The sequence below is a fragment of the Sphingomonas glacialis genome, assembly GCF_014653575.1.
Lineage (GTDB): Bacteria > Pseudomonadota > Alphaproteobacteria > Sphingomonadales > Sphingomonadaceae > Sphingomonas > Sphingomonas glacialis.
Genome location: NZ_BNAQ01000001.1, coordinates 926,483 through 948,852 on the forward strand (window position 1 = coordinate 926,483; position 22,370 = coordinate 948,852).

Here is a 22,370-nt window from a genome sequence, read left to right on the forward strand (position 1 = left end):
GCGCTTGACGTACAATCGCGATGCGTCAAACTCTTAGCGGGGACGAGCATCGGGGGATGGCAATGCGCGCGCGGCATATCGTGCTTCGGCTGGCGGTTTTAATGGCGGCCGCGGCGCCCGCCAGCGCATCTGCCGATCCCCTGCCCCACCAAGTCGGCGCACTTTTCGCGATGACGCCCGATCAATTCGCCGCCGCGGCCGATGTGAAGGACGACGCGCTCGAGACCGTCGCGACGATATCCACGATGCGCGGCTGGCAGCAGCACGACGGGCTGCTCAGGATCGTCAACGACGACGGCTTCTTTCGGGCGTTCGTCGACAAGACGAGCGGCGAGACGCGGTTCCAGGTCTATCATATGGTGCGCTACACCGAGCAGCACCGTGCTCGGTTCGAGGTGGTGAACTACGAAACGCCCGACGGACCGGTGTCGGTGCCGCTCATCCCCATCGGCCGCTACCGCGGATCGTGCCGCGTCTATGTCGGGTGCGCGTATCTCGAGACCTTCGCTTTCCCGGTCGACGAGACGCTGCTGCGCACGCTCGCGGCGAAGTACCTGCCGGGCCGGGTCGCGGTGTGGAAATATCGTCTGAAGGCGAAAACCGGCGCCGAGCGGGATGAAGGCTTTGCCCCGGCCGAGATCGCGGGGATATTGATCGCGGTCGACCATTATCGCGCGGCGCATGGCCTAACCGGCGCGCAGACCCGATAAATTCTTGCCCCTCCCCTTCAAGGGAGGGGCTTTGGTCCGATTACCGCAGCGCGTTTGCGAGCAGCTTGTGCAGTCGCGACTGCAGCGCGTCGTTTGCCGCAAGAATCTCGCTGCGCTGCATCATCTGGTCGCTGCCACGGAAATCGCTGACGAAACCGCCGGCTTCCTTGACCAGCAGCATGCCCGCCGCGACGTCCCACGGCTTGAGGCCGCTTTCCCAATAGCCGTCGTACCGCCCCGCCGCGACCCAGGCGAGATCGAGCGCGGCCGAGCCCATCCGGCGGATGCCAGCGACTTCGGGCGCGATCGCGCCGAAAATCCGGCTCCACTCGGTGAAATTGCCGTGGCCGAGGAAGGGAATGCCCGTCGCGATCAGCGAATCGGAGAGGTCGCGGCGTGCCGAGACGCGCAGCCGCTGCTCCTGCACCCACGCGCCGCGGCCCTTTTCGGCCCAGAAGGCTTCGTCGGTGATCGGCTGATAGACCATCGCCGAGGTGATCTCGCGCTTGCCGTTGGGCAGCGTCTCCTCGACTGCGATCGAGATCGAGAAATGCGGGATGCCGTGGAGGAAGTTGGTCGTGCCATCGAGCGGATCGACGATGAAGCGCGGCTTGTTGGGGTCGCCGGGGACTTCGCCGCGCTCTTCCATCAGAAAACCCCAATCGGGGCGCGCGCGCGACAATTCCTCGTAGATCGTCTGCTCGGCGCGCTCGTCGGCCATCGACACGAAGTCGGCGGGCCCCTTGCGGCTGACCTGAAGCTGCTGGACTTCGTTGAAGTCGCGCCGCAGCCGCGGGCCGGCCTTGCGGACCGCGCGGTCGATGATCGTCATGAGGCCGGAATGGGAGGGCATTGGCTATACTCGATAGAGACTCTTGCCCTCTCCCGCGCGCGGGAGAGGCTACGGAGACTTGGTCCGCCATCTTCGGGCGGGCCTAGTCGTAGTCGGTGAGGGCCTTCTTCGTTCGGCGCGTCGATTAGAAGAAGGCCCTCACCCAACCCTCTCCCGCGAAGGCGGGAGAGGGCTAGGGAGAATTGATCAGTCCGCGCGGCGGACGTAGGTCTGCTCGTACACATCGACGACGATCCGCGTGCCAGCCCCGATATGCGGCGGCACCATCACGCGCACCCCGTTCTCGAGGATTGCGGGCTTGTACGACGAAGACGCTGTCTGCCCCTTCACCACGGCATCGGCCTCGACGATCGTCGCTTCGATCGTGTCGGGGAGCTGCACCGAAATCGGGCGCTCGTCCCAGAGCTCCATGACGACGTCCATACCGTCCTGCAGGAACGCCGCCGCGTCGCCGAGAATGCCGGCGTCGAGCGTGATCTGCTCGTAATTGATCTTGTCCATGAAGGTCAGCGTGTCGCCCTCGCGGAACAGATACTGGAAATCGACCGTGTCCATACGGACTTTCTCGACGCTTTCGGCCGAACGGAAGCGGACATTGGTCTTGCGGCCGTCGATGAGGTTCTTCATTTCGACCTGCATATAGGCCCCGCCCTTACCCGGCTGGGTATGCTGGATCTTGACGGTCTTCCAGATACCGCCTTCATATTCCAGGATATTGCCGGGACGAATTTCGACCGCGTTGATCTTCATGGGGGAGCCTGTAGTTGGAAAGAGCCAAGCGCACGGCACGCCGCGCGGACGTGCGCCTTAGCGGGGCAAGGCCTTTCCGGCAAGATAGGGGTAGGGATCGACGTCCATGCCTTCGTACCAATGCTGGTCGGGCGTGGTGTGCGTCAGACCGAAATGCAGGTGGAAATTGCCGGCGCCGGCATTCCCGGTGTCGCCGACATAGCCGAGCACGGCCCCGACCTTGACCGACTGGCCCTCATGAAGGCCCGGCGCATAGCCGCTGAGATGAGCATAATAATAGGTCCAGTTCCGCGCCGGCGAACGGACGTACACGGTCGTCCCGCCCGCGACGCTGGTCCAGAGCTTCTCAACGGTACCGGGCGCCGCCGCCAAAACCGGCGTGTTGGCAGGCGCTGCCAGGTCGGTGCCATGATGTTCGCGCAGCCCGTTTTCGCGCGGATCGCCCCACGACTCGCGAACATCGTGTCGCCGCACGCCGCCGATCGGGACCGCGAGCACTGCGCCCTCCCCCGCCGCACCGACCGCTGGCGGGGACTTCACGGCGGGCGATCGCTCGGCGCTGCCACCGATCCGGCGCGAGGCCTCCGGCAGCAAGGCGAGCAGCGCGATCCACGCCGCCGCCATGATCGCCAGCGAGATCAGAACGAAACGCGCAACCCGGCTCACGCGGTCACTTCTCGAAAATGGCCGGCGTGCCAGGCTTGACCATCATCGCGAGCCGCGCGGCGTCCCAATTGGTCAGGCGGATGCAGCCATGGCTTTCGGCGCGACCGATCGTCTCGGGCGAGGGCGTCCCGTGGATGCCGTAATGCTCCTTCGAAAGATCGAGCCACACCACGCCGACAGGACCGTTCGGCCCCGGCGGAAGCAAGGCGGCCTTCGCGCTGCCCTTGGCATCCCAGAACAGCTTGGGGTTGTAATGAAATGGCGGGTTATACGACGGGCCGTTGATCTTCCACGTGCCGATCGGCAGCGGATCATGCTCGCTGCCCATCGTCGCCATGAACTGCGCGACGAGCTTGCCGTCCTTGTCGAGCACGCGCAGCACTTCGCGCGATTTGCTCACCACGATCTTGGCGCCTGCCGGCTCAGTTGAGTCGACGTTGAGCGAGGCCAGGGTCTGCCGCCATTTCTCCGGCAGTTTCGGATTGTACGCCATCGACGTCGCGATTGCGTTCGGGACGACGATCTTGCTGCCCGCCTTGAGCGGCGTCGTCGGGCTGTTGAGCTCGACCAGCACCGCTGGCGTGGTGTGGAACATCTCGCCGAGCTTCTCCATCGTAGTGCGATAGCCAAGCTGCGGCAGCTTCGCCTGCAGCGCCGGGTCCTTCGGCAGCGGGTTGATGTATGGGCCCGCAAGCATTTCCGGCGTCAGCGTCACGATCACGGTCGGGCGCCACTTACGATCGGGATACAGTGCCTGCAGCGTCGGCTTATCCATCGCGCCGGTTTGCTGAAGACCGCGCGTTTCCTGAAAGCCCTTCAATGCGGCAACCAGCGACTTACCCTCACGACCATCTAGTACGCCGGGCGAGAAACCGAGATGATCGAGGATCACTTGAACGTGGAGCGTGGAAGGATCAAGCTTGGTCGCGGCGGACGCAGCTTTTGTTCCCGGCGCGGCAGCGGCGATCAGCCCAAAGGAGGCTATCGCCAGACAGGCCGTTCCGGCCACCATTTTCCGCATTACGCTCGGCTCCTACATATTCACTATGCAGACAACGACTTGTGACACGCTTGTGTCCGACACTTTACGCGAACCCGAAATGAAACTTTCGCGACGGGGCCTGATCGGCGGCGTGCTTGCCGGCGGTGTGGCGCTCGCCTTCCCGCTTCCCGCGGTCGCCATAGGCACCGAGTGGCGCCTCGCGATCCGCAACGTCCACACCGGCGAGAGCGTCGACGCGCTGTTCGCGCGCAACGGATCGTTCGTTCCGCAAGGCTTGGCCGAGCTCAACCACGGCCTGCGCGACTGGCGCACCGGCCAGGCAACCGCGATGGACCGCCGGCTGCTCGCCTTGCTCGTGAGGCTGCGCGACAAGCTGGAATTGGGCGGCCGTACCAAGATCGACCTTATTTCGGGCTACCGATCGCCCGCCACCAACGCCTCGCTGCGCGCCCGGGGCGGTTCGCACACCGGCGTTGCGAGCCAGAGCCAGCACATGCTGGGCAAGGCGACCGACATCAAGGTCGCTGGCGTGCGGCTTGATCGGTTGCACGGCGCGGCGTTGGCGCTGGGTGGCGGCGGTGTGGGGTTCTATCCGCGCGACGGGTTCGTGCATGTCGATACGGGCCGCGTGCGGCATTGGTGACGCGTCAGGGGTAGCTCTGACGTGTGTGCAACACGCGGACGACCCTAACGAGATCATCGTCGACCCGGTAGACGACGACATAATTCGGGGTCACGACCGCTTCGCGCGTCGGGCCGACGCGTCCGCGACGATAAAGATACGGATTGGACGTAATCAGTTCCAGCGTCCGATCCACTGCATCGTTGAGCCGTGTGGCGGCGGTAGGGTTACGGTCCCCGATGTACCCGAGGATCCCGCGAAAATCGTCTACGGCTCTATCGTCCCAGATCAGCCGCATCGCGCTTCTTCGATTCGATCAGCGCACGCATCTCGGCCATGACCACATCATGCGGGATGCCCGGCCCCGGCTCATCGAGCGCCTCCTGCACCTTCGCCCGAAACCAAACGTCATACGCCTCGGCCTCCTCGGTGGTGGCGAATTCGGACTCGATCGGAGACAGCTTGGCCATGCCTTCGCTGTAGCACGAATCCGCGCCAGCCTCTAGCCAGCGAGCACCGCTGCGAAGGCCTGAACCGCAGCGGCCTCATCGCCGCCCCACACCGCGCTCGATACCGCGACGAAGTCCGCACCTGCCGCAACCAGCGGCGCGGCATTGGCCGGGGTGATCCCGCCGATCGCGACGCAGGGGATTTCGAACACCGTCGTCCACCAGCTCAGCAGCACCGGATCGGCGACATGGTCGGTCACCTTCGTCGTCGTCGGATAGAAAGCGCCGAACGCGACATAGTCCGCCCCAGCCTCGCCCGCTTCCATCGCGAGGTGGCGGCTGTCGTGGCACGACACGCCGATTTGCGCCGTCGTCCCCAATTCGCTGCGCGCCTCGCGCGGGTCGCCGTCTTCCTGGCCGAGATGCACGCCATCGGCGCCGAGCCGCTTGGCGAGCGCGATGCTGTCGTTGACGATGAAGGCGACATCGGCATCGGCACAGATCCGCTGCAGCGGATCGGCAAGCGCGGCGGCGACGTGCTGGTCGACGTCCTTGACGCGGAACTGGAACGCCGCGACCGGCCCGCCGTCGAGCGCGCGCTTCAAACGATCGGCGAAGCCGCCGGTGACGTCGAGCGGCGAGACGAGATAGAGCTGGCACGGCGGCCGGCGGATGTCGCGCGTGAAGCGTGCCGCGAAATTGGGGTCAAGCGGGCCGAGCGGATCTTCGCCGCGTGCATCTTCAATGTCCATCGCTGCGCGATAGCGCCGCGATCGCGGCATGGAAAGCCACCGGATCATCGAGCTTGTGCGCGACTGCGTGGAGTTGCCCGCCGCGCCGCGTGGCGAGCGGCGGGTGGAGATCGACGACAACGTTCGGCCAGCTTGCCAAAGCAAGGTTGAGGACACCACGCTGCTTGATCGCCGCTGCATCCCAGCTGGCGCGCAGCCCCGCGATCTGCGCCACGGGCATCGTCACACTCTTCAGCCACCCGGCGCGCATCGTCAGCACGCCATCCGCCAGCGTCACGGGCAGGCGCCGGAACGATCGGATCAGGCCGATCAGCGCAATCACCAGCGAGGCATCGAGCACGCCAGCGACCAGCGCCGCCCACCAGCCGAGCCATGCGACGACGACGAGATGCACCACCAGCATCTCGACGATCGCGATGCCGAGCAGAACGCCTATCATCGGAGCCAAACTCCGATGATAGGCGAATTCCACGGCTTATTCCTCGTTCTTGTAGATTGCGACGATCTTGGCGAGCATCTCGAGCGCTTCGTCGCGCGGGCGCTGGAAGGTGTTGCGCCCGATGATCGAGCCGTTGCCGCCGCCGTCGCGAATGTCGCGCGCGTCTTGATAGACCGCGTCCGACCCCTTCGCCGCGCCGCCCGAGAACACGACGATCCGGCGCCCGGCAAAGCTCGACTGGACGACGTGCTTGACGCGGTCCGCCTGGTTCGACCAGTCGGTGCCCTCGTACATCGGCTTGGCCTCTTTCTGCTCGATGTGATCGCTCGGCAGCTTGACCTTGATGATGTGCGCGCCGAGCAATGCCGCCATGTGCGCGGCATAGGCGCCGACGTCGAGCGCGAGCTCGCCCGACTTGGGCAGCACGCCGCCACGCGGGTACGACCAGATCACCGTGGCGATGCCGACCGACTTGGCTTCGGCGGACATTTCGCGGATCTGGCCGATCATCTCGAACAAATCGTCCGAACCCGGATAGATGGTGAAGCCGATCGCCGCGCAGCCGAGCCGCACCGCGTCCTCGACCGAACCCGTCACCGCCTGGTTGGCGCCTTGCGCCCAGCTGTTCGAGCTGTTGACCTTGAGGATCGTCGGGAGCTGGCCGGCAAAGGTCTGTGCGCCCGCCTCGATCATGCCGAGCGGTGCAGCGAATGCCGAGAGGCCGGCGTCGACCGCAAGCTGCCAGTGATAATGCGGGTCATACGCCGCCGGATTCACCGCGAAGCTGCGCGCCGGGCCATGTTCGAAGCCCTGATCGACCGGGAGAATCACCAATTTTCCGGTGCCGCCGAGCTTGCCGTGCATCAGGATGCGCGCAAGATTTGCCTTGGTAGCAGGGCTATCCGACTCATATTTGTCGAGAATGGCTTGAACTATTGGGGTCATCGACAGCTCTCCGGTTGTGACTCTTTGTGCGGCTGATAGTCAGCCCGGCAATGGACTGCAACGCAGCAATCGTGGGCTAGGCGATTGCGACCTGCGCACTTGCCTTTCGTCGCCGCGCGCGCTTTCGCAGGCGGCATGAGTGATCCCGATACGCATGACCTGTCCCCCGCCGTCACCGCCCTTATGGCGGTCGCCTGCGGGGCGATGGTGGCCAACCTCTATTATGCCCAGACGCTGATCGGCATGATCGGCCCCGACATCGGCCTGTCGCCGTCGGCGGCCGGCGGCATCGTCACGCTGACCCAGCTTGGCTACGGCCTTGGCCTCGCCTTCATCGTGCCGCTGTCCGATCTGATCGAGAACAAGCGGCTGATCATCATCGCTACCGTCGGCGCGGCGCTCGGCTGCATCGGCATCGCGCTGGCGGAGGGGCCGCGGACCTTCCTGATAGCAGCACTCGCCACCGGGATTTGCTCGGTCGGCGCGCAAGTCCTCGTTCCGCTTGCCGCCAAGCTCAGCAGCGAAGCGCGCCAAGGCCGGACGATCGGGCTGGTGATGAGCGGACTGCTTACCGGGATCATGCTCGCGCGACCGGTCGCGAGCTTCGTTGCCGGCGCGCTGGGGTGGCGCGCCTTGTTCTTCTGGTCGGCTGGCGTCACCGCATTGGTCGGCCTCGCCTTGCTGCTGATGCTGCCATCGCGACGTCCTGACAGCACCCTCACCTATTCCGCGCTGCTGGCCTCCTCGCTCGAACTGCTGCGGCGCTATCCCGCGCTGCGGCTGCGCGCGGCGTACCAGGCGCTGCTGTTCATCGCGTTCAATCTGTTCTGGACCGCGGCGCCGCTCGTCCTCACGCAGCGCTTCAGGCTGGGGGCGAACGGCATCGCCTTGTTCGCGCTCGCCGGCGCGGGCGGCGCGCTTGCGGCACCAATTGCCGGCTATCTCGCCGACAAGGGCCACGCGCGCGCGACGACGCTCGTCGCGCTGGCGCTGCTGATGCTGTCGTTCATCGCCGCCGACCTGGTCGTCGCAGCCGGGGCGCTGATCGCGTTTGCGGTGACCGCGGTGCTGATCGACGCCGCGGTGCAGCTCAACCAGATTTCGGGGCAACGCATCATCTTCGGGCTCGACAGCGCGGCCGGCGGGCGGATCAATGCCGCCTATATGACGATCGTCTTCGTCTTCGGCGCGAGCGGATCGCTGATCGGCAGCGCGAGCTTCGCGGCGGGCGGCTGGTCGTTCTCGAGCCTGATCGGCGCTGCGATCGGCGGTTTGGCGTTGCTGCTCTATCTGCTGTTCGATCGCCCGTCCGCGCCCGAGGCCGAGCTCGCCAAGGATTGACCGCCCGCGCGATCCGCGACACTCTCGTGCGCTTACGGGGGCGTAGCGATGCGGATTTTATCGAGATTTTCTTGCAGCTTGGCGCTGGTTGCTGCGGCTGCGCTATTTGCGGGCGCGAGCCCGCAACCCAAGGTCGGCGAGCTCGCCCCGCCGTTCGAACTGACGCTGATCGACGGCAGCAAGGTTTCCTCCGACCAGCTTCACGGGCACGTCGTCGTGCTCAACTTCTGGGCGACGTGGTGCGGGCCGTGCAAGCAGGAGCTACCACTGCTCGACGCGTATTACGAAGCGCAGAAAGGCCACGGCCTCAAGGTCTTCGCGATCGCGACCGAGGATTCGCTCCAGCCGTTCCAGCTGAAGAAGCTGTTCGCGGTGATGCACATGCAATCGGCGCGGCGGATCAAGGGGCCCTATGCCGCGATGGCGGGCGTGCCGACCAACTTCATCATCGATCGCGCCGGGCGCCTGCGCTACGCCAAGGCCAACGCGTTCGAGCTCGGTGAACTCAACGCGCTGCTCGTGCCACTGCTCCAGGAGCCCGTGCCGGCGGGGTGAGCCGCGACCGCCCCTCCCCGGCACGTGCCGGGGAAGGAGACGGTCGGCCGGCCGTTTACCGCGAAAGCGCAGCAACCCCCGGCAAGTCCTTGCCTTCCATCCATTCCAGGAACGCACCACCCGCGGTCGAGACGAAGGTGAAGTCGTCGGCCGCGCCCGCCTGGTTGAGCGCCGCGACGGTATCGCCGCCCCCCGCGACCGAAACGAGCGAGCCGCTCTTGGTCAGCGCCGCCGCGGTCTTCGCCAGCGCGACGGTTGCGGTGTCGAACGGCGGCGTCTCGAACGCGCCGAGCGGGCCGTTCCACACCAGCGTGCGGCAGTTCTTGAGCACGTCGGCAAGCGCCTCGGTCGCGGCTGGCCCCACGTCGAGGATCATCTCGTCGGCGGCGACCTCATGGACGTTGACGGTACGGACCGGCGGGTTGGCGCGGAATTCCTTCGCCACCACGACGTCATAGGGCAGATGGATCGTGCAATTGGCTTGCTCGGCTGCTGCGAAGATCTCTTCGGCAGTGCCTGTAAGCTCATGCTCGCACAGGCTTTTCCCGACATCGACACCGCGCGCCGCAAGGAAGGTGTTCGCCATCCCGCCACCGATGATGAGATGATCGACGCGTGCGACGAGATGCTTGAGCACGTCGAGCTTGGTCGACACCTTGGCGCCACCGACCACCGCCGCGACGGGATGCTCGGGATTGCCGAGCGCCTTGTCGAGCGCGTCGAGCTCGGTCTCCATCGCGCGCCCCGCAAACGCCGGGAGCAGATGCGCGAGCCCCTCGGTCGAGGCGTGTGCGCGGTGTGCGGCCGAGAAAGCATCGTTGACGTAGAAATCGCCGAGCGCGGCGAGTTGCGCCGCAAACGCGGGGTCGTTCTTTTCCTCGCCGGCATTGAAGCGCGTATTCTCGAGAATTGCGACATCGCCCGGCTGCAGGTTCGCCATCGCATCCGCCGCGCCGTCATAGTCGACGAACTGGACCGGACGGCCGAGGACGGTCTCGTACGGCTTGGTGAGCAAGGCGAGCGACATATCGGGATTGCGCATGCCCTTGGGCCGCCCGAAATGCGCGAGGATCAGCACGATCGCGCCCTTGTCGGACAGTTCGGTCACCGTCGGCAAGGTTGCGCGGAAGCGCGTGTCATCGCTGACTTTTCCGTCTGCCATGGGGACGTTGAGATCTTCGCGGACCAGCACGCGCTTTCCGCGCACGTCGCCCATGTCATCGAGGGTCTTGAAAGCGCGCGTCACTGAAGAATCCGTCATGGTTCCACCCTGATTGAATCGCCGACGCGGATGATCCCGCCGACAAGAACACGCGAACAAGCGCCGCCGCGCCAATCGGGCAGCAATGCTGCCTTCAAGCCGGGCGCGAGCGCTTCCATCCGTTCGCACGGATCGGTCTCGCGTGTGATGGTGAGGACGACATCGTCCCCGATATGCACTTTGGTGCCGGCGCGCTGTGGCAGATCAAGGCCTTCGACGAGCAGGTTCGAACGCCGCTCGAACCACGGCAGGCTGTGGCCGACCTCTTCCATCGCGGCGTCCCAGTCGGCACGCTCGATCAACGTGACCTGCCGCCGCCCCTTGCCACCGGGCTTTATCGTTCCGCGAAAGTCGCCGTGGATCCCGCCATCGAGCGTGACCTCGACATGATCGACGGTCTCCATCGGCCCTTTGGGTCGGCCGTGGCGCGCGATGCCCGCCAAGGTTCCGAGCACCGTACTCAACCTACCCCCCGTCACCCCCGCGGAGGCGGGGGTCCCGCTTTTGTCCGTCGTTGCAGAAAAAGCGGGATCCCCGCTTTCGCGGGGATGACGGGCGGTGGTCGAGGTCACCTTAGAGGAACTTCCCCATCGCGCCGGCGGTATCGACCATCCGGTTCGAGAAGCCCCATTCGTTGTCGTACCAGCTGACGACGCGGACGAGCTTGCCGTCCATCACCGCGGTCTCGAGGCTGTCGATCGTCGACGACGCCGGCGTGTGGACGATATCGATCGAGACGAGCGGCTCGTCCGAATAGACCAGCACGCCCTTGAGCGGACCGCTCTCCGACGCTGCCTTGAGGATCGCGTTGACCTCGTCCTTGGTCGTCTCGCGCGACGGCATGAAGGTCAGGTCGATCAGGCTGCCGTCGGGAACGGGAACACGGATCGCCGAGCCGTCAAGCTTGCCCTTGAGCTCGGGAAGCACTTCGCCGACGGCGCGCGCCGCACCGGTGGTGGTCGGGATCATCGACATCGCAGCGGCGCGTGCGCGGCGCAGGTCCGGGTGGATCTGGTCGAGGATCTTCTGGTCGTTGGTGTACGCATGAACCGTCGTCATCAGGCCGCGCTCGATGCCGATCGCATCGTTCAGCACCTTGGCGACGGGTGCGAGGCAGTTGGTCGTGCACGAGGCGTTCGACACGATCGTGTGCTCGGCGGTCAGCTTGTCATGGTTGACGCCGAACACGACGGTCAGGTCGACGCCCTTGCCCGGTGCCGAGATCAGCACCTTCTTGGCGCCCGCGTCGAGATGCTTCTGGCAGCTCTCGCGGTCGGTAAAGAAGCCGGTGCATTCGAGCACGATGTCGACGCCGAGTTCCTTGTGCGGGAGATTGGCGGGGTCGCGCTCGGCAGTGACGCGGATGCGCTTACCGTCGACGACGAGATCGTTCCCCTCGGCCGAAACCTCGCCGGGATATTTGCCGTGGACCGAATCGCGGCTGAACAGCCAGGCGTTCGACTTGGCGTCGGCGAGATCGTTGATCGCCACCAGTTCGAGACCCGTGTCACCGCGTTCGAGCACTGCACGCGCGACAAGGCGGCCAATGCGCCCAAAACCGTTGATCGCTACCTTGATCGTCATCGTCCTGGCTCCTTAAAGCTTTGCGGTCGATCGGCGGCGCGCCGCCGACTCTTCTTCGATGCGCGCGTCTTTGCGGGCGCGCGGGCAGCGCGTCAACCGCCCCGAACGCGCGGCGAGTGGGGCGGCGTGCGCACGAACCCGCCTTGTTCGGGCGGTGCGCCATGCTATCTCACTCGGAATGGCAGACACCTCCACCGCTTCGACCCTCGACCGCATCGACCGCGCGCTGGAGCGCATCGAAGCCGCCGCCGCCGCCCGCACCGCCAGCACCGCCGCCCTCCAGAAGCGCCACGAAAAGCTGCGCGCGCGCATGGCCGAAGCCGTCTCGGCGCTCGACGCCGTGATCGCACGCGAGAGCGAAGCCTGATGGCCGACGTCACGCTCGAGATCGGCGATCGTCGCCACGTCGTCTCCTCGCCCGACGGGCAGGAGGACCAGTTGCGCCGGCTCGCCGCGATGCTCGACGCGCATTGGCCGATGGCGGTGCGCGCTTCGGGCGGGCTCAGCGGCGAGCGCACGATGATGTTCGTCGCGCTGATGCTCGCCGACTCGCTCGAGGAGGCCAATCGCCGCCCGGCCGAGATAAAGGACGAGGTGCTGCTCACCACGATCGCGGAGCGGCTCGAATCGCTCGCCAACTCCCTTGAGCAATAGCGGCACAGCGCCTATATCGATCGGTGGCGGGCACTGCCCGGTACGAGCCTTTATTATCCCTGAGGCTATTCATCATCCAAGGGGGTTGTCCCTGCTAGGGTCTTGGCCCGAAGCACATGATCCCCACCTGACGTACCGCGCGTCAGAGGATAACCCGGCACACGGCCACGGCGGTCCCGCCACCGCTTTCCATACCTTGCGACACCCCCGTCGCCCCGGCGCAGGCCGGGGCCGGCCAGCGGCGCGCGCATGGCCAGCCTTACGCGCCCGACACAGCGGCCCCGGCCTACGCCGGGGCGACGGCGCGTGATCGACAAACGGGCTCTGCGCGCGCGCATCCGCGCCGCGCGCGACGCCTTCTTCGCAGACGGCCCTCCCGCCATCGTGCCGCCGCCAGAATTGCTTGCGCTGCTCACGCCCGGCCTGACGGTCACATCCTACATGCCGGTCGGCAGCGAAGCCGACCCCGCCCCGCTCGCCCGCGCCGCAGTCGAGGCCGGATGCCACATCGCGCTGCCGCATGTGACGATTCGCACCGAACCGATGCGCTTCCTTGCCTGGGATACCGAAGCTGCCCTCCACGCGGGGCCCTATGGCCTCAGCCAGCCCACCAGCCATGCAAGCGCGCTAGTCCCCCACATCATCCTGACACCGCTGCTCGCGTTCGACGCCAAGCTCGACCGGCTCGGCCAGGGCGCCGGCTATTACGACCGCGCCTTCGCGCAATTCCCGCACGCCCGCCGCATCGGTGTTGCGTGGAGCGTGCAACAGGTCGACAGCTTGCCGACCGATCCGTGGGACATGCCGCTCCACGCGATCATCACCGAAACCGGATGGAGCGAACGTCGATGACCCCTAGCTGGCGCAAACCGGTCGGTATGCTCGCCATCCTCGCCTTGATCGGCCTGTGGTGCGTCGTCGCGGCGAGTCTGTCGGGCGTCGTCGGCCAGTGGCACCCGCTGCTGCAAGCGCTGTTCTACCTTGTCGCGGGCGTCGCCTGGATCTGGGTCTTGCCGCTTCGGCGCATGCTGGCGTGGATGGAAACCGGCATCTGGTGAACCGGGCATGATTCGCGGGGCGATGTCCCCGCGTGCTGCAAACGCGCACGTGCAATCTGGCTGAAGCATGAGCCGTGGCCGGAGTTACATAATGCAATGTCTGGGATCTAAGTCCGCGAAACGCCATCCCAATCGAGGGAATGGCGCGAGTGACGGGACTCGAACCCGCGACCTCCGGCGTGACAGGCCGGCGCTCTAACCAACTGAGCTACACCCGCTTATTCAGCGTGAGGCGCGTCTCTATGGGGGTGACTCCTGACTGTCAACCGCCCGTTTCACCTTCTTCCGAAGAATTTGCAAAATTGCTGCGGCGGCGCTGGGTCAAGGTCCCGTGTTCAAACAGGAAACCGGCGATATCGGGTTTCCCCGCCGCCCCCAGCACGGTTTGCAGGATAATCAGCAACGGCACGGCGAGTAGCGTTCCCGCCGTCCCCCACACCCACGACCAGAACGAAATCGACACGAGAATCATGATCGGGTTGATCGTCAGGCGGTGCCCGACGATCAGCGGGGTGATCGCATTGGCCTCGACCAGATGGCAGCCGATCATCACGAACGCCGGCACCAGCGCCACCCAGATGTCGTGAAAGGTCATCAACCCGCCGAGCGCGAGCAGCAGCGCGGCGGTGATCGGCCCGAAATAGGGTACGTAATTGAGCAAGGCGACGATCCCGCCCCACATCAGCGGAAACGGCATGCCCATCACGTACAGCAGCCCCGAAATCGCCAGTCCGAGCGCGAGGTTGATGATCGTGATCGTCCCGAGATAGGCCGAGGTATCGTCGACCACGTTCTGGATGACGCGCGCGGTCGCCATCGCGCCGCCGAAGCTCGAGCGGCTGGTGATCGTGCGGCGACGCAGACGCGTCCAGCCCGACAGGAAGAAGAAGACGACGAGGATCCCGAAGAACACCTGGACGATCACCGACGGCGCAAAGCTCGCGGCGAGTTCGAGGATCGAGCTCGGCGGCGTCACCGCAGCCGTCGGTGGCGCCTTGACCGGGCCCGTCGCGGCGAGGTGCTGCACGGTGCGATTGAGGTATTTCTGGAAGCTCGCGTACAGATCGATCAGCGGAGCGATGTTCATCTGGATGCGGTCGATCCGCTCGGGCAACCGCCGAAAGAATTCGGTGGCGGGCACGATGATCGCCGCCAGCGCGACGTTCGCCGCAACGAGGAACAGCAACACGCACGTCAGCGCAGCGAGGGCAGATGGCACGCGCCGCCGCTCGAGCCATTCGAGGATCGGCACCAGCGCGATCGCGATCACCAGCGCCGCGGTCGTCGGCAGGAAGAACTCCGCCCCCGCCTTGAGCGCGAACGGCAAGGCGACTGCCAGCCCCACGCCGGCAATGAGCGTCAGCGCCGCGAGCAAGCGATCGCGCCGCATCGCGATCCGCCATTCATCCTCGGGCTCCTCGGTCGGAACCGGGGGGAGTTCGAACGCCCCGCTCGTGCTGTTGTCGCGTTCTGCCATGCGCGCGACCGTAGCGGCATTCCCACGCCATGCAAACGGCGCTAGCCATAGCCTTATGTCCGATCTTCTCCTCGTTATCGACGAAGGCACGACCTCGACTCGTGCCATGCTGTTCCAGCCCGACGGCCAGTGCCGCGCGACCAAGGCGCTCGAACTCACCCAGCACTATCCGGCCCCCGGGCGAGTCGAGCATGACGCGCGCGAAATCTGGGAGAAGACGCTCGCGGTGACTCGCGCCGTGATCGCGGAGGCGGGCGGTGCCGAGAAGATCGCGGCGATCGGGATCACCAACCAGCGCGAGACCGTCGTCTTCTGGGACCGCGAGACCGGCGAGCCCTTGAGCCCGGCAATCGTCTGGCAGGACCGTCGCACCGCCGCGACCTGCCGGGACCTTAAGGAGGCCGGCAACGAACCGATGGTCCAGGCCAAGACCGGCCTGCTGCTCGACCCGTATTTCTCGGGGAGCAAGATCGGCTGGGCGATGCAGAACTGGCCAGAGGTCAAGGCGGCGGGCAAGCGTCTGGCGGTCGGCACCGTCGAGAGCTGGCTGATCTGGAAGCTGACGGCCAACGAAAATCGGGGCGGCCTGCACATCACCGATGCGACCAATGCCAGCCGCACCGCGCTGATGGCGATCGGCAGCGGCAATTGGGACGACGGGTTGATCGACCTGTTCGGCGCACCGCGTGCCGCCTTGCCCGAGATCGTCGATTGCGCAGGCAGCTTCGGCGAGACGACGCTGTTCGGCGCCGCGATCCCGATCTGCGGCATCGCGGGCGACCAGCAAGCCGCGACGATCGGCCAATCGTGCCTCAAGGTCGGCGAAACCAAGGCGACCTTCGGCACCGGCGCGTTCGTGCTGAGCCAGGCCGGCCCGACGCCCCCCACATCGCGCAATCGCTTGCTCTCGACGATCGTGTGGCAACTCGACGGGCGGCGCGCCTATGCGCTCGAGGGATCGGTGTTTGTCGCGGGCAGCTTGATCAAATGGCTGCGCGACGAGGTCGGGCTGATCGGCAGCGCGGCCGAGACCGAGGCGCTTGCGCACAGCGTGGCCGACAATGGCGGCGTCTATTGCGTCCCCGCACTTTCGGGGCTCGGCGCGCCGTGGTGGGAGCCCGACGCGCGCGGATCGATCTCGGGCCTGAGCTTCTCGACCGGCAAGGCGCATATCGTCCGTGCCGCGCTCGAAGCGATGGCGCACCAGGCGCACGACCTCAAGACCGCCTTTGCCGCCGACGGGGTCGACTGGAAAAGCGTGCGGATCGACGGCGGGATGGTCGCCAACAACTGGATGGCGCAGGACATGGCCGACATCCTCGGCGTCTGCGTCGAACGGCCCAAGTTCGCCGAGACCACCGCGCTCGGCGCGGCGATGCTCGCCGGGATCGGCTGCGGTCTGTTCGCCGATCTCGCCGCGGCGAGCGTGATGCGTGGTGCGGTCGAAACGTTCGAACCGCAAATTGCCGCCGATGCGCGTGACGCGCGGCTCGACGGCTGGCGCGCCGCCGTCCAACGCGTCATCGCGGCGCCGTGAAGCGCGGCAGGCGTCGCGCGACCGCGCTGTTACCCAAGGATTCCAGATGATCGACCACGCACCCGCCACGCCTGCTCCGCGCCGCGGGATCGGTTTCATTTTCAAGGGCAAGGACGGCCTGCGCGCCGGGTGGAGCCTGGCGATCTTCCTCGCGATCTTCAGCGCGTTGATGGTGGTGGCAAGCGTCATTATCCGGCCCAGGCCGCCCGGCCCGGGCCTGCCGCAACCGTTGCTCGGGTCGCTCGTCCCCGAGGCCGCATTCTGCGTCGCGGTGCTTGTCTCAGGACTGCTGCTGTCGCTGATCGAGCGGCGGCGGTTCGCAAGCTACGGCTTGCGGCGCGAACGGCGGGGGAAGGATCTGCTCGCCGGCATGGGCTGGGGTGTGGCGATGCTGTCGCTGCTGATCGGCCTGATGGCGCTGTGCGGCGCGCTGGTATTCGACGGCGTCGCGCTCGGCGCGGGTGCGGCCTTGGGATATGGCGCGGCGTGGTTCGGCTTCTTCTGCCTCGTCGGCCTGTTCGAGGAATTCCTCACGCGCGGCTTTTTGCAATATACGCTCGCGCGGGGTGTCGCCGGCCTGATCGCTTCGGTTTCGCCGAGCGCGCGCTCAGCACGGACGATCGGCTTCTGGGTCGCGGCGGCGGTCTTTTCGGTCGGGCTGTTTGCCGCCGGGCATATCTCGAACGCCGGCGAATCGGCGATGGGGCTGGTCAGCGTCGCGCTTGCCGGGCTGACCTTTGCCTATGCGCTCTATCGCACGGGCTCGTTGTGGTGGGCGATCGGCTTCCACGCGACGTGGGACTGGGCGCAGTCGTTCCTCTACGGCGTTCCTGATTCGGGGATGATGATGGAAGGGCATCTGCTCGCGACGCATCCGACTGGCGCGGCCTTGTTGTCGGGCGGGGCGACCGGCCCCGAGGGCAGCGTGCTGATCGTCCCGACCTTGCTGCTGACGATCCTCATCATCCACCGCACGCTGCCGCGCCGCGCGACCGCCTTCGACGCCTGAACATCACACAGCGCGCGGGCGGAGCCGGACACTTGGCTCGCGCGCGGCCAGCCGACGCAGGATCAGCGCGAGCATCCAGCCCGCCGCGAGGATGAGGAACGGCATCGCGGGATAATGATAGCGTGTCTGGCCGGTAAAGCCGAACGCCGTCAGCGTCGCGAACGCCGGCATGCAGCCGAGCAGCAGCAGCGGGGCGCGCTCCCAGCGTCCACGGATCCGATCGCGCACAGCGATGCCGAGCGCGAACAGGCCAAGACCGACGAGCGCCATGTAATAGAGCTGGTCGAGCCCCTGCACCGCGCGCCACAACGACGAGCCATCGGGATAGGTCTTTTCGAGCGACCAGAAGGCGTCCGAATCCTTCAGCCACAGCAACACCATCTTGCGGATGCCGAGCACGCTCCATTGTGCGGGATGCGCCGCGATCCACTGTGTCGCGCGCGCCTTGAAGCGGCGGTCGAGCTCGACCTGCTGCGCGACGCGCTGGCTATAGGGGATGCCGACCGTCTCGTCCCAATAGGGCGTGCGCTCCCACGCGAACCAGTCGCCCGTCGCACGATCGTTCGCGCCGTAGAACAAGGCGACGCCGCCATTGGTCGAGACCGGCACGAACGCCCCCATCTGCGCGACATTGCGCAGCGACCAGGGCAGCACCACCGCCGCCAGCGTGATGTGCACCAGCACCGCCGCCCGCAGCGCATCGCGCCAGCGAAAATTGCGCAACGCCAGCAACATCGCGACGATCACGCCGATCGGGAACAGCATCATCTGTGCGCGCAGCAGCGTCGCGAGCCCGAACAGCGCGCCAGCGCCGATCAGCGCGAGGCTGCGCTTGCGTCCGACGATCAGCAGCACGAAAGCCCCCATGCCGATCGCGGTCGACGCGGTCTCGGAACACGGCTGTCCGACATAGGCGATGTGCGCGGGATAGAGCGCATACAGCAGCAACGCGATTCGCGTCGCCAGCGCGCCTGCGCCGAGCGCCCGACCGAGCCACACGATCGCGCCGAGGATCATCGCAACCGACACGAGGTTGACCAGCAACGGCCCGAACAGCCCGGGCCCGAACAGCAGCATGCTCCCCGCGAGCAGCGCCGGGTAGCCGACTGGCCAGAACGCGGTCGGGTGCCCAGCCTCCTGATAGCCCATGCCGCGCGCCAGCTCGGCGGCGCGGACCATGTACCATTCACCGTCGGAAACGGGATCCTGCGGCAGCAGCACCAGCATGGCGAGCCGTAACAGCAGCGCAAGCGCGAACAGCGCGGGCACGACCCATGGCGCGGTCTCGATCGTCGCGATCCGTGCGCTCAGTGATCGAGTCGCCGCCATATCCCGCCCTTCTCTGTTCCCCATGACAGAGCAAAGCGTCAAAGCCTTGCAGACGGCCAGCACGTTAAGACCGAATTTACCATATGCGCGGGTAAAATCGTTGCCGCGGCGTTAACGGAGCTGGTTAAAGTCCTTTGGCGGGACCGGCGGTGGGGTTACGCGACCGCGATAAGTCGATCCTCGAATAGCGCTTTCAAGTCCTTTTTGAGGATCTTGCCATTGGCGTTGCGCGGCAAGGTGTCGTCGACGAAGCGGATCGCAACGGGCGTCTTGAAGATCGCCAGCCGCGCGCGAACCCATGCCTGGAGCTCGGCCTCGCTCACGCTCGTGCCGGGCCGCAGATGGACCACCGCCGCCGGCTCCTCGCCCAAGGTGCGGTGCGGCAAGCCGATCAGCGCGCAGTCGGTCACCGCTGGGTGGGCGTAGAGGACGTTCTCGACCTCCGACGAATAGATGTTCTCGCCGCCGCGGATGATCATGTCCTTGGCGCGGTCGACGATGTAGAGGAAACCCTCGGCATCGAGCCGCGCGAGATCGCCGGTGCGCACCCATCCGTCGACGAAGGTCGCCGCGGTCGCCTCGGGCTTGTTCCAATAGCCTTTCACGATCATCGGGCCGCGCGCCCACAATTCGCCGACGTCGCCGATCGGCAGCTCGGTCGTGCCATCCTCGTCCATGATCTTGAGATCGGCGACGGGGGCCGGCGGCCCGGCGCTGGTCGGCCGTGCGAGATAATCCTCGCCGCCATGCCCGGTGACGGTCGCCATCGTTTCGGTCATCCCCCAGCCGTTCGACGGCAGCGCGCCGAATTCGGTGTAGATCCGCCGCACCAGCTCGGGTGCCGAGGGCGCGCCGCCATAGGCAATCGCCTCGAGCGAGGAGAGATCGTACTTCGCGCGGTCGGGATGCTCGAGGATCTGCCAGGCGATCGTCGGCACGCCGCCCGTCACCTGGACCTTCTCGCGCTCGATGATTTCCATCGCGCGGACCGTGTCCCATTTGCGCATGAAGACGAGCGTGTTGCCCGCGGCGATCGACATCATCATCGTCGCGCTGCACGCGGTGACGTGGAACATCGGGATCACGGTGAGAAAGGTCTTGGGCTCGGGCGCCGGCGGCGCCTCGCCGCGCCGCAGGAACGCCCGCGCGCCGCCGAACGCCGATGTCAGGATGTTGGTCGTGAGGTTGCGATGCGTCCCCAGCGCGCCCTTGGGATGGCCCGTCGTCCCGCTGGTATAGAAGATCGTCGCATCGTCATCGGTCGCGATCTCGGCCGTGGGCAAGTCGCGCTCGGGGAGTGTCGCATAGCCGGTCGGCGTGCCGATCAGGTCCTCGAGCCGAACCGCATCCGCGCCGAGCGCGACCGAGGCGCGCGCGACGACGGTAGTCTCGACCGCCGCAAACGCCGCGCCCTCCGCCACCAGTCGCTGATAGCGCTCGTCGTCGACGAACAGCAGCCGGCAACCCGAGTCGGTGATGCCATACGCCAGCTCGCCCGCGGTCCACCACGCATTAAGCGGCACGATAATCGCACCGATGCTTGCCGCGGCAAAGAAGATCACCGGCCATTCGGGCAGATTGCGCATCGCCAGCCCGACGCGGTCGCCCTTGCCGATCCCCATCTCGACCAGCGCGTGCGCCAGCGTCGCGACCGCGCGGAAATTGGCGTCGTAGCTGACGCGTTCGTCCTCATAGACGGTGAAGATCCGATCGCCATGCGCACGCGATGCCGCGATCAGCCAGGCGAGCGTCGGCGGGGCGTGCTTCCATACGCGAGTCGGGATGCCGCGGATCGGGATCGTCTCGATCTCGAACTTGCCACCCGGCGCAACCAGCGCCGCCTCGACTTGCGGCAACGTCATCCTGGGCCAGGCCGGATCGAGCGCGACGAGCGGTTCGATATCCACGATCATCTCTCCTCAAGCGCGCCATATCCCCGGTGAGTTGAAACTCGGGTTTGCCGCGGAACACTGTTTCAGCAAGGTTAGTGTTGATTCGTGCGCCACTCAAGGCAATAGGGTGTCATCGCTTTCGAACAGGGGGTATGGAAACCACGATGGCTGCAAACCTGCCCCCCGCCGCGCGGTTCGACTCAGGCCGTCTCGCCCGGATCGATGCCTTTCTCAAGGAACGCTATCTCGATTCGGGAAAGCTGCCGAACGCGCAGCTGCTGATCGCGCAGCGTGGCGAGATCGTCCATTTCTCCTCGCAAGGCGCGGCGCGCGAAGGTGGCGGCACGGCGATCGACGAGGGCTCGCTGTTCCGCATCGCCTCGATGACCAAGCCGATCACCTCGATCGCGTTCATGATGCTGGTCGAAGAAGGCAAGGTCGCGCTCGATACGCCGGTCCACCACGTGTTGCCCGAATTCAAGGATATCGGTGTCTATAACGGCGGCGGCGCGGGCGTGCCGTTCCAGACCCGGCCGACGAGCGACCCGATGCGGATGGTCGATCTGCTGCGCCATACCGCGGGGCTGACCTACGGCTTCCAGAACCGCTCGAATATCGATGCCGCGTACCGCGAAGGACGGATCGAGAATTGGCATGGCGGGCTCGATCTCGACGGGCTCGTCGCGGCGCTCGGCCGGCTGCCGCTGGAATTCTCGCCCGGCAGCGCATGGAATTACTCGGTCGCGACCGACGTACTCGGCGCGATCGTCGCGCGCATCTCGGGGCTTTCGCTGCCCGATTTCTTCGCAACGCGCATCTTCGCGCCGTTGAAGATGGACGACACCTTCTTCCACGTCCCCGCCGACAAGATCGACCGGCTGACCGATTGCTACACGCTCGCCGCCGGCAAGGGCCGCGTGCTCTATGATCGCGGCGAGGCGAGCGCGTGGAGCAAGCCGCCCAAGCTCGTCTCGGGCGGCGGCGGGCTCGTCTCGACCGCGCTCGATTATCATCGTTTCTGCACGATGCTGCTGAACGGTGGCGAGCTCGACGGCGCGCGGATCGTCGGGCGCAAGACGATCGAGCTGATGACGATGAACCACCTCCCCGGCGGAGCGGATCTTTCGACGCTGTCGAAATCGCTGTTCAGCGAGGCCGCGAATGCCGGAACCGGTTTCGGGCTCGGCTTCGCGGTCAACATCGACGTCGCGCGCTCGATGATCCCGGGGTCGGTCGGCGAATATTATTGGGGCGGCATGTTCTCGACCGCCTTCTTCGTCGATCCCGTCGAGCAGCTGCACATGGTGTTCATGACGCAAGTGTCGCCGTCGAACATCTACCCGATCCGACGCGAGTTGAAGACGTTGATTTACAGTGCCTTGACCTAACCCATCCGTCGCCCCGGCGCAGGCCGGGGCCGCTGGGTCGGGCGCGCGTCGCTGACGTCGCGGACCACCTCCAGCGGCCCCGGCCCTCGCCGGGGC

General features: G+C 66.2%; 26 protein-coding genes and 1 tRNA gene. 11 read left to right on the top strand and 16 right to left on the bottom strand.

The features are described 5' to 3' along the window. Positions 1 to 62: 62 nt before the first annotated feature. A complete protein-coding gene (locus IE187_RS04385) occupies positions 63 to 710 on the top strand; it encodes a hypothetical protein (RefSeq protein ID WP_229839221.1) in 648 nt (215 codons plus the stop codon). 40 nt (positions 711 to 750) lie between these two features. Here the strand turns inward: IE187_RS04385 and IE187_RS04390 are convergent, their stop codons facing one another. The 4 genes from IE187_RS04390 to IE187_RS04405 form a co-directional block, all read right to left on the bottom strand. Next, positions 751 to 1,563 carry an inositol monophosphatase family protein gene (locus IE187_RS04390; protein ID WP_133189384.1) on the bottom strand — a complete coding sequence of 271 codons (813 nt, stop codon included), beginning with the start codon at positions 1,561 to 1,563 and terminating at the stop codon, positions 751 to 753. Positions 1,564 to 1,749: 186 nt separating this feature from the next. After that, on the bottom strand, positions 1,750 to 2,313 hold the full coding sequence (gene efp / locus IE187_RS04395) for an elongation factor P (RefSeq protein WP_010187254.1): 564 nt from the start codon (positions 2,311 to 2,313) through the stop codon (positions 1,750 to 1,752). Between the two features lie 57 nt (positions 2,314 to 2,370). Continuing rightward, positions 2,371 to 2,979, bottom strand: coding sequence for a M23 family metallopeptidase (locus IE187_RS04400; RefSeq protein WP_189675241.1), 609 nt, complete (start codon positions 2,977 to 2,979; stop codon positions 2,371 to 2,373). Between the two features lie 4 nt (positions 2,980 to 2,983). Continuing rightward, positions 2,984 to 4,000, bottom strand: coding sequence for a L,D-transpeptidase family protein (locus IE187_RS04405; RefSeq protein ID WP_189675242.1), 1,017 nt, complete (start codon positions 3,998 to 4,000; stop codon positions 2,984 to 2,986). 79 nt (positions 4,001 to 4,079) lie between these two features. Here IE187_RS04405 and IE187_RS04410 point away from each other — a divergent pair, with 79 nt between their 5' ends. Continuing rightward, positions 4,080 to 4,625 carry a peptidoglycan L,D-endopeptidase MepK gene (locus IE187_RS04410; protein WP_189675243.1) on the top strand — a complete coding sequence of 182 codons (546 nt, stop codon included), beginning with the start codon at positions 4,080 to 4,082 and terminating at the stop codon, positions 4,623 to 4,625. A gap of 4 nt (positions 4,626 to 4,629) precedes the next feature. On the opposite strand, the gene IE187_RS04415 is transcribed toward IE187_RS04410, so the two are convergent. The 5 genes from IE187_RS04415 to IE187_RS04435 are packed head-to-tail and all read right to left on the bottom strand — an operon-like array spanning position 4,630 to position 7,189. Further along, positions 4,630 to 4,902 carry a type II toxin-antitoxin system RelE/ParE family toxin gene (locus IE187_RS04415; protein WP_133189392.1) on the bottom strand — a complete coding sequence of 91 codons (273 nt, stop codon included), beginning with the start codon at positions 4,900 to 4,902 and terminating at the stop codon, positions 4,630 to 4,632. Beyond that, positions 4,880 to 5,074, bottom strand: a complete 195-nt coding sequence (gene relB / locus IE187_RS04420; protein ID WP_133189394.1) for a type II toxin-antitoxin system RelB family antitoxin — start codon at positions 5,072 to 5,074, stop codon at positions 4,880 to 4,882. Before relB ends, IE187_RS04415 begins: the two co-directional genes overlap by 23 nt. Positions 5,075 to 5,106: 32 nt before the next feature. Beyond that, on the bottom strand, positions 5,107 to 5,805 hold the full coding sequence (thiE, locus tag IE187_RS04425) for a thiamine phosphate synthase (protein ID WP_189675244.1): 699 nt from the start codon (positions 5,803 to 5,805) through the stop codon (positions 5,107 to 5,109). Continuing rightward, entirely contained in the window at positions 5,795 to 6,244 is a 450-nt protein-coding gene (locus IE187_RS04430; protein ID WP_189675245.1) for a hypothetical protein, read from the bottom strand. The genes thiE and IE187_RS04430 overlap by 11 nt, the downstream gene beginning before the upstream one ends. Positions 6,245 to 6,280: 36 nt before the next feature. Continuing rightward, positions 6,281 to 7,189: a class I fructose-bisphosphate aldolase gene (locus IE187_RS04435; RefSeq protein ID WP_189675246.1), complete on the bottom strand. Its 909-nt coding sequence runs from the start codon at positions 7,187 to 7,189 to the stop codon at positions 6,281 to 6,283. A 135-nt stretch (positions 7,190 to 7,324) separates the two neighbouring features. Between IE187_RS04435 and IE187_RS04440 the strand changes: the two genes are divergently transcribed. Beyond that, positions 7,325 to 8,530 (top strand): MFS transporter, encoded by a 1,206-nt coding sequence (locus tag IE187_RS04440; protein WP_189675247.1) that lies wholly within the window; start codon positions 7,325 to 7,327, stop codon positions 8,528 to 8,530. A 48-nt stretch (positions 8,531 to 8,578) separates the two neighbouring features. Further along, positions 8,579 to 9,085, top strand: coding sequence for a TlpA family protein disulfide reductase (locus IE187_RS04445; RefSeq protein WP_189675248.1), 507 nt, complete (start codon positions 8,579 to 8,581; stop codon positions 9,083 to 9,085). 55 nt (positions 9,086 to 9,140) lie between these two features. On the opposite strand, the gene IE187_RS04450 is transcribed toward IE187_RS04445, so the two are convergent. The 3 genes from IE187_RS04450 to gap form a co-directional block, all read right to left on the bottom strand. After that, on the bottom strand, positions 9,141 to 10,346 hold the full coding sequence (locus tag IE187_RS04450; protein WP_229839222.1) for a phosphoglycerate kinase: 1,206 nt from the start codon (positions 10,344 to 10,346) through the stop codon (positions 9,141 to 9,143). Beyond that, entirely contained in the window at positions 10,343 to 10,750 is a 408-nt protein-coding gene (locus IE187_RS04455; protein ID WP_189675588.1) for an MOSC domain-containing protein, read from the bottom strand. The genes IE187_RS04450 and IE187_RS04455 overlap by 4 nt, the downstream gene beginning before the upstream one ends. Before the next feature lie 169 nt (positions 10,751 to 10,919). Further along, positions 10,920 to 11,930, bottom strand: a complete 1,011-nt coding sequence (gene gap, locus IE187_RS04460; protein WP_133189407.1) for a type I glyceraldehyde-3-phosphate dehydrogenase — start codon at positions 11,928 to 11,930, stop codon at positions 10,920 to 10,922. A gap of 178 nt (positions 11,931 to 12,108) precedes the next feature. Here gap and IE187_RS04465 point away from each other — a divergent pair, with 178 nt between their 5' ends. The 4 genes from IE187_RS04465 (at position 12,109) to IE187_RS04480 (ending at position 13,642) form a co-directional block, all read left to right on the top strand. Continuing rightward, positions 12,109 to 12,297: a hypothetical protein gene (locus tag IE187_RS04465; RefSeq protein WP_133189408.1), complete on the top strand. Its 189-nt coding sequence runs from the start codon at positions 12,109 to 12,111 to the stop codon at positions 12,295 to 12,297. Further along, positions 12,297 to 12,584: a cell division protein ZapA gene (locus IE187_RS04470; RefSeq protein ID WP_133189409.1), complete on the top strand. Its 288-nt coding sequence runs from the start codon at positions 12,297 to 12,299 to the stop codon at positions 12,582 to 12,584. Before IE187_RS04465 ends, IE187_RS04470 begins: the two co-directional genes overlap by 1 nt. Before the next feature lie 306 nt (positions 12,585 to 12,890). Then, complete coding sequence (locus tag IE187_RS04475) at positions 12,891 to 13,436, top strand: 5-formyltetrahydrofolate cyclo-ligase (protein ID WP_229839223.1); 546 nt, start codon at positions 12,891 to 12,893, stop codon at positions 13,434 to 13,436. Continuing rightward, entirely contained in the window at positions 13,433 to 13,642 is a 210-nt protein-coding gene (locus IE187_RS04480) for a DUF2842 domain-containing protein (protein ID WP_189675250.1), read from the top strand. The genes IE187_RS04475 and IE187_RS04480 overlap by 4 nt, the downstream gene beginning before the upstream one ends. 141 nt (positions 13,643 to 13,783) lie before the next feature. Here IE187_RS04480 and IE187_RS04485 read toward each other — a convergent pair. Together IE187_RS04485 and IE187_RS04490 are read right to left on the bottom strand one after the other, a co-directional pair. Beyond that, positions 13,784 to 13,860: transfer RNA gene (locus tag IE187_RS04485), tRNA-Asp, on the bottom strand. Between the two features lie 44 nt (positions 13,861 to 13,904). Further along, a complete protein-coding gene (locus tag IE187_RS04490; protein ID WP_133189412.1) occupies positions 13,905 to 15,119 on the bottom strand; it encodes an AI-2E family transporter in 1,215 nt (404 codons plus the stop codon). 55 nt (positions 15,120 to 15,174) lie between these two features. Here IE187_RS04490 and IE187_RS04495 point away from each other — a divergent pair, with 55 nt between their 5' ends. Next, entirely contained in the window at positions 15,175 to 16,656 is a 1,482-nt protein-coding gene (locus IE187_RS04495; RefSeq protein ID WP_189675251.1) for an FGGY family carbohydrate kinase, read from the top strand. A 46-nt stretch (positions 16,657 to 16,702) separates the two neighbouring features. Further along, a complete protein-coding gene (locus tag IE187_RS04500; protein ID WP_189675252.1) occupies positions 16,703 to 17,665 on the top strand; it encodes a CPBP family intramembrane glutamic endopeptidase in 963 nt (320 codons plus the stop codon). Between the two features lie 3 nt (positions 17,666 to 17,668). On the opposite strand, the gene IE187_RS04505 is transcribed toward IE187_RS04500, so the two are convergent. Next, entirely contained in the window at positions 17,669 to 18,994 is a 1,326-nt protein-coding gene (locus IE187_RS04505) for a glycosyltransferase family protein (RefSeq protein ID WP_189675253.1), read from the bottom strand. A 155-nt stretch (positions 18,995 to 19,149) separates the two neighbouring features. After that, on the bottom strand, positions 19,150 to 20,907 hold the full coding sequence (locus IE187_RS04510; protein ID WP_189675254.1) for a class I adenylate-forming enzyme family protein: 1,758 nt from the start codon (positions 20,905 to 20,907) through the stop codon (positions 19,150 to 19,152). Between the two features lie 143 nt (positions 20,908 to 21,050). Here IE187_RS04510 and IE187_RS04515 point away from each other — a divergent pair, with 143 nt between their 5' ends. After that, positions 21,051 to 22,274 (top strand): serine hydrolase domain-containing protein, encoded by a 1,224-nt coding sequence (locus IE187_RS04515; protein ID WP_229839224.1) that lies wholly within the window; start codon positions 21,051 to 21,053, stop codon positions 22,272 to 22,274. The last annotated feature ends 96 nt before the right edge of the window (positions 22,275 to 22,370 follow it).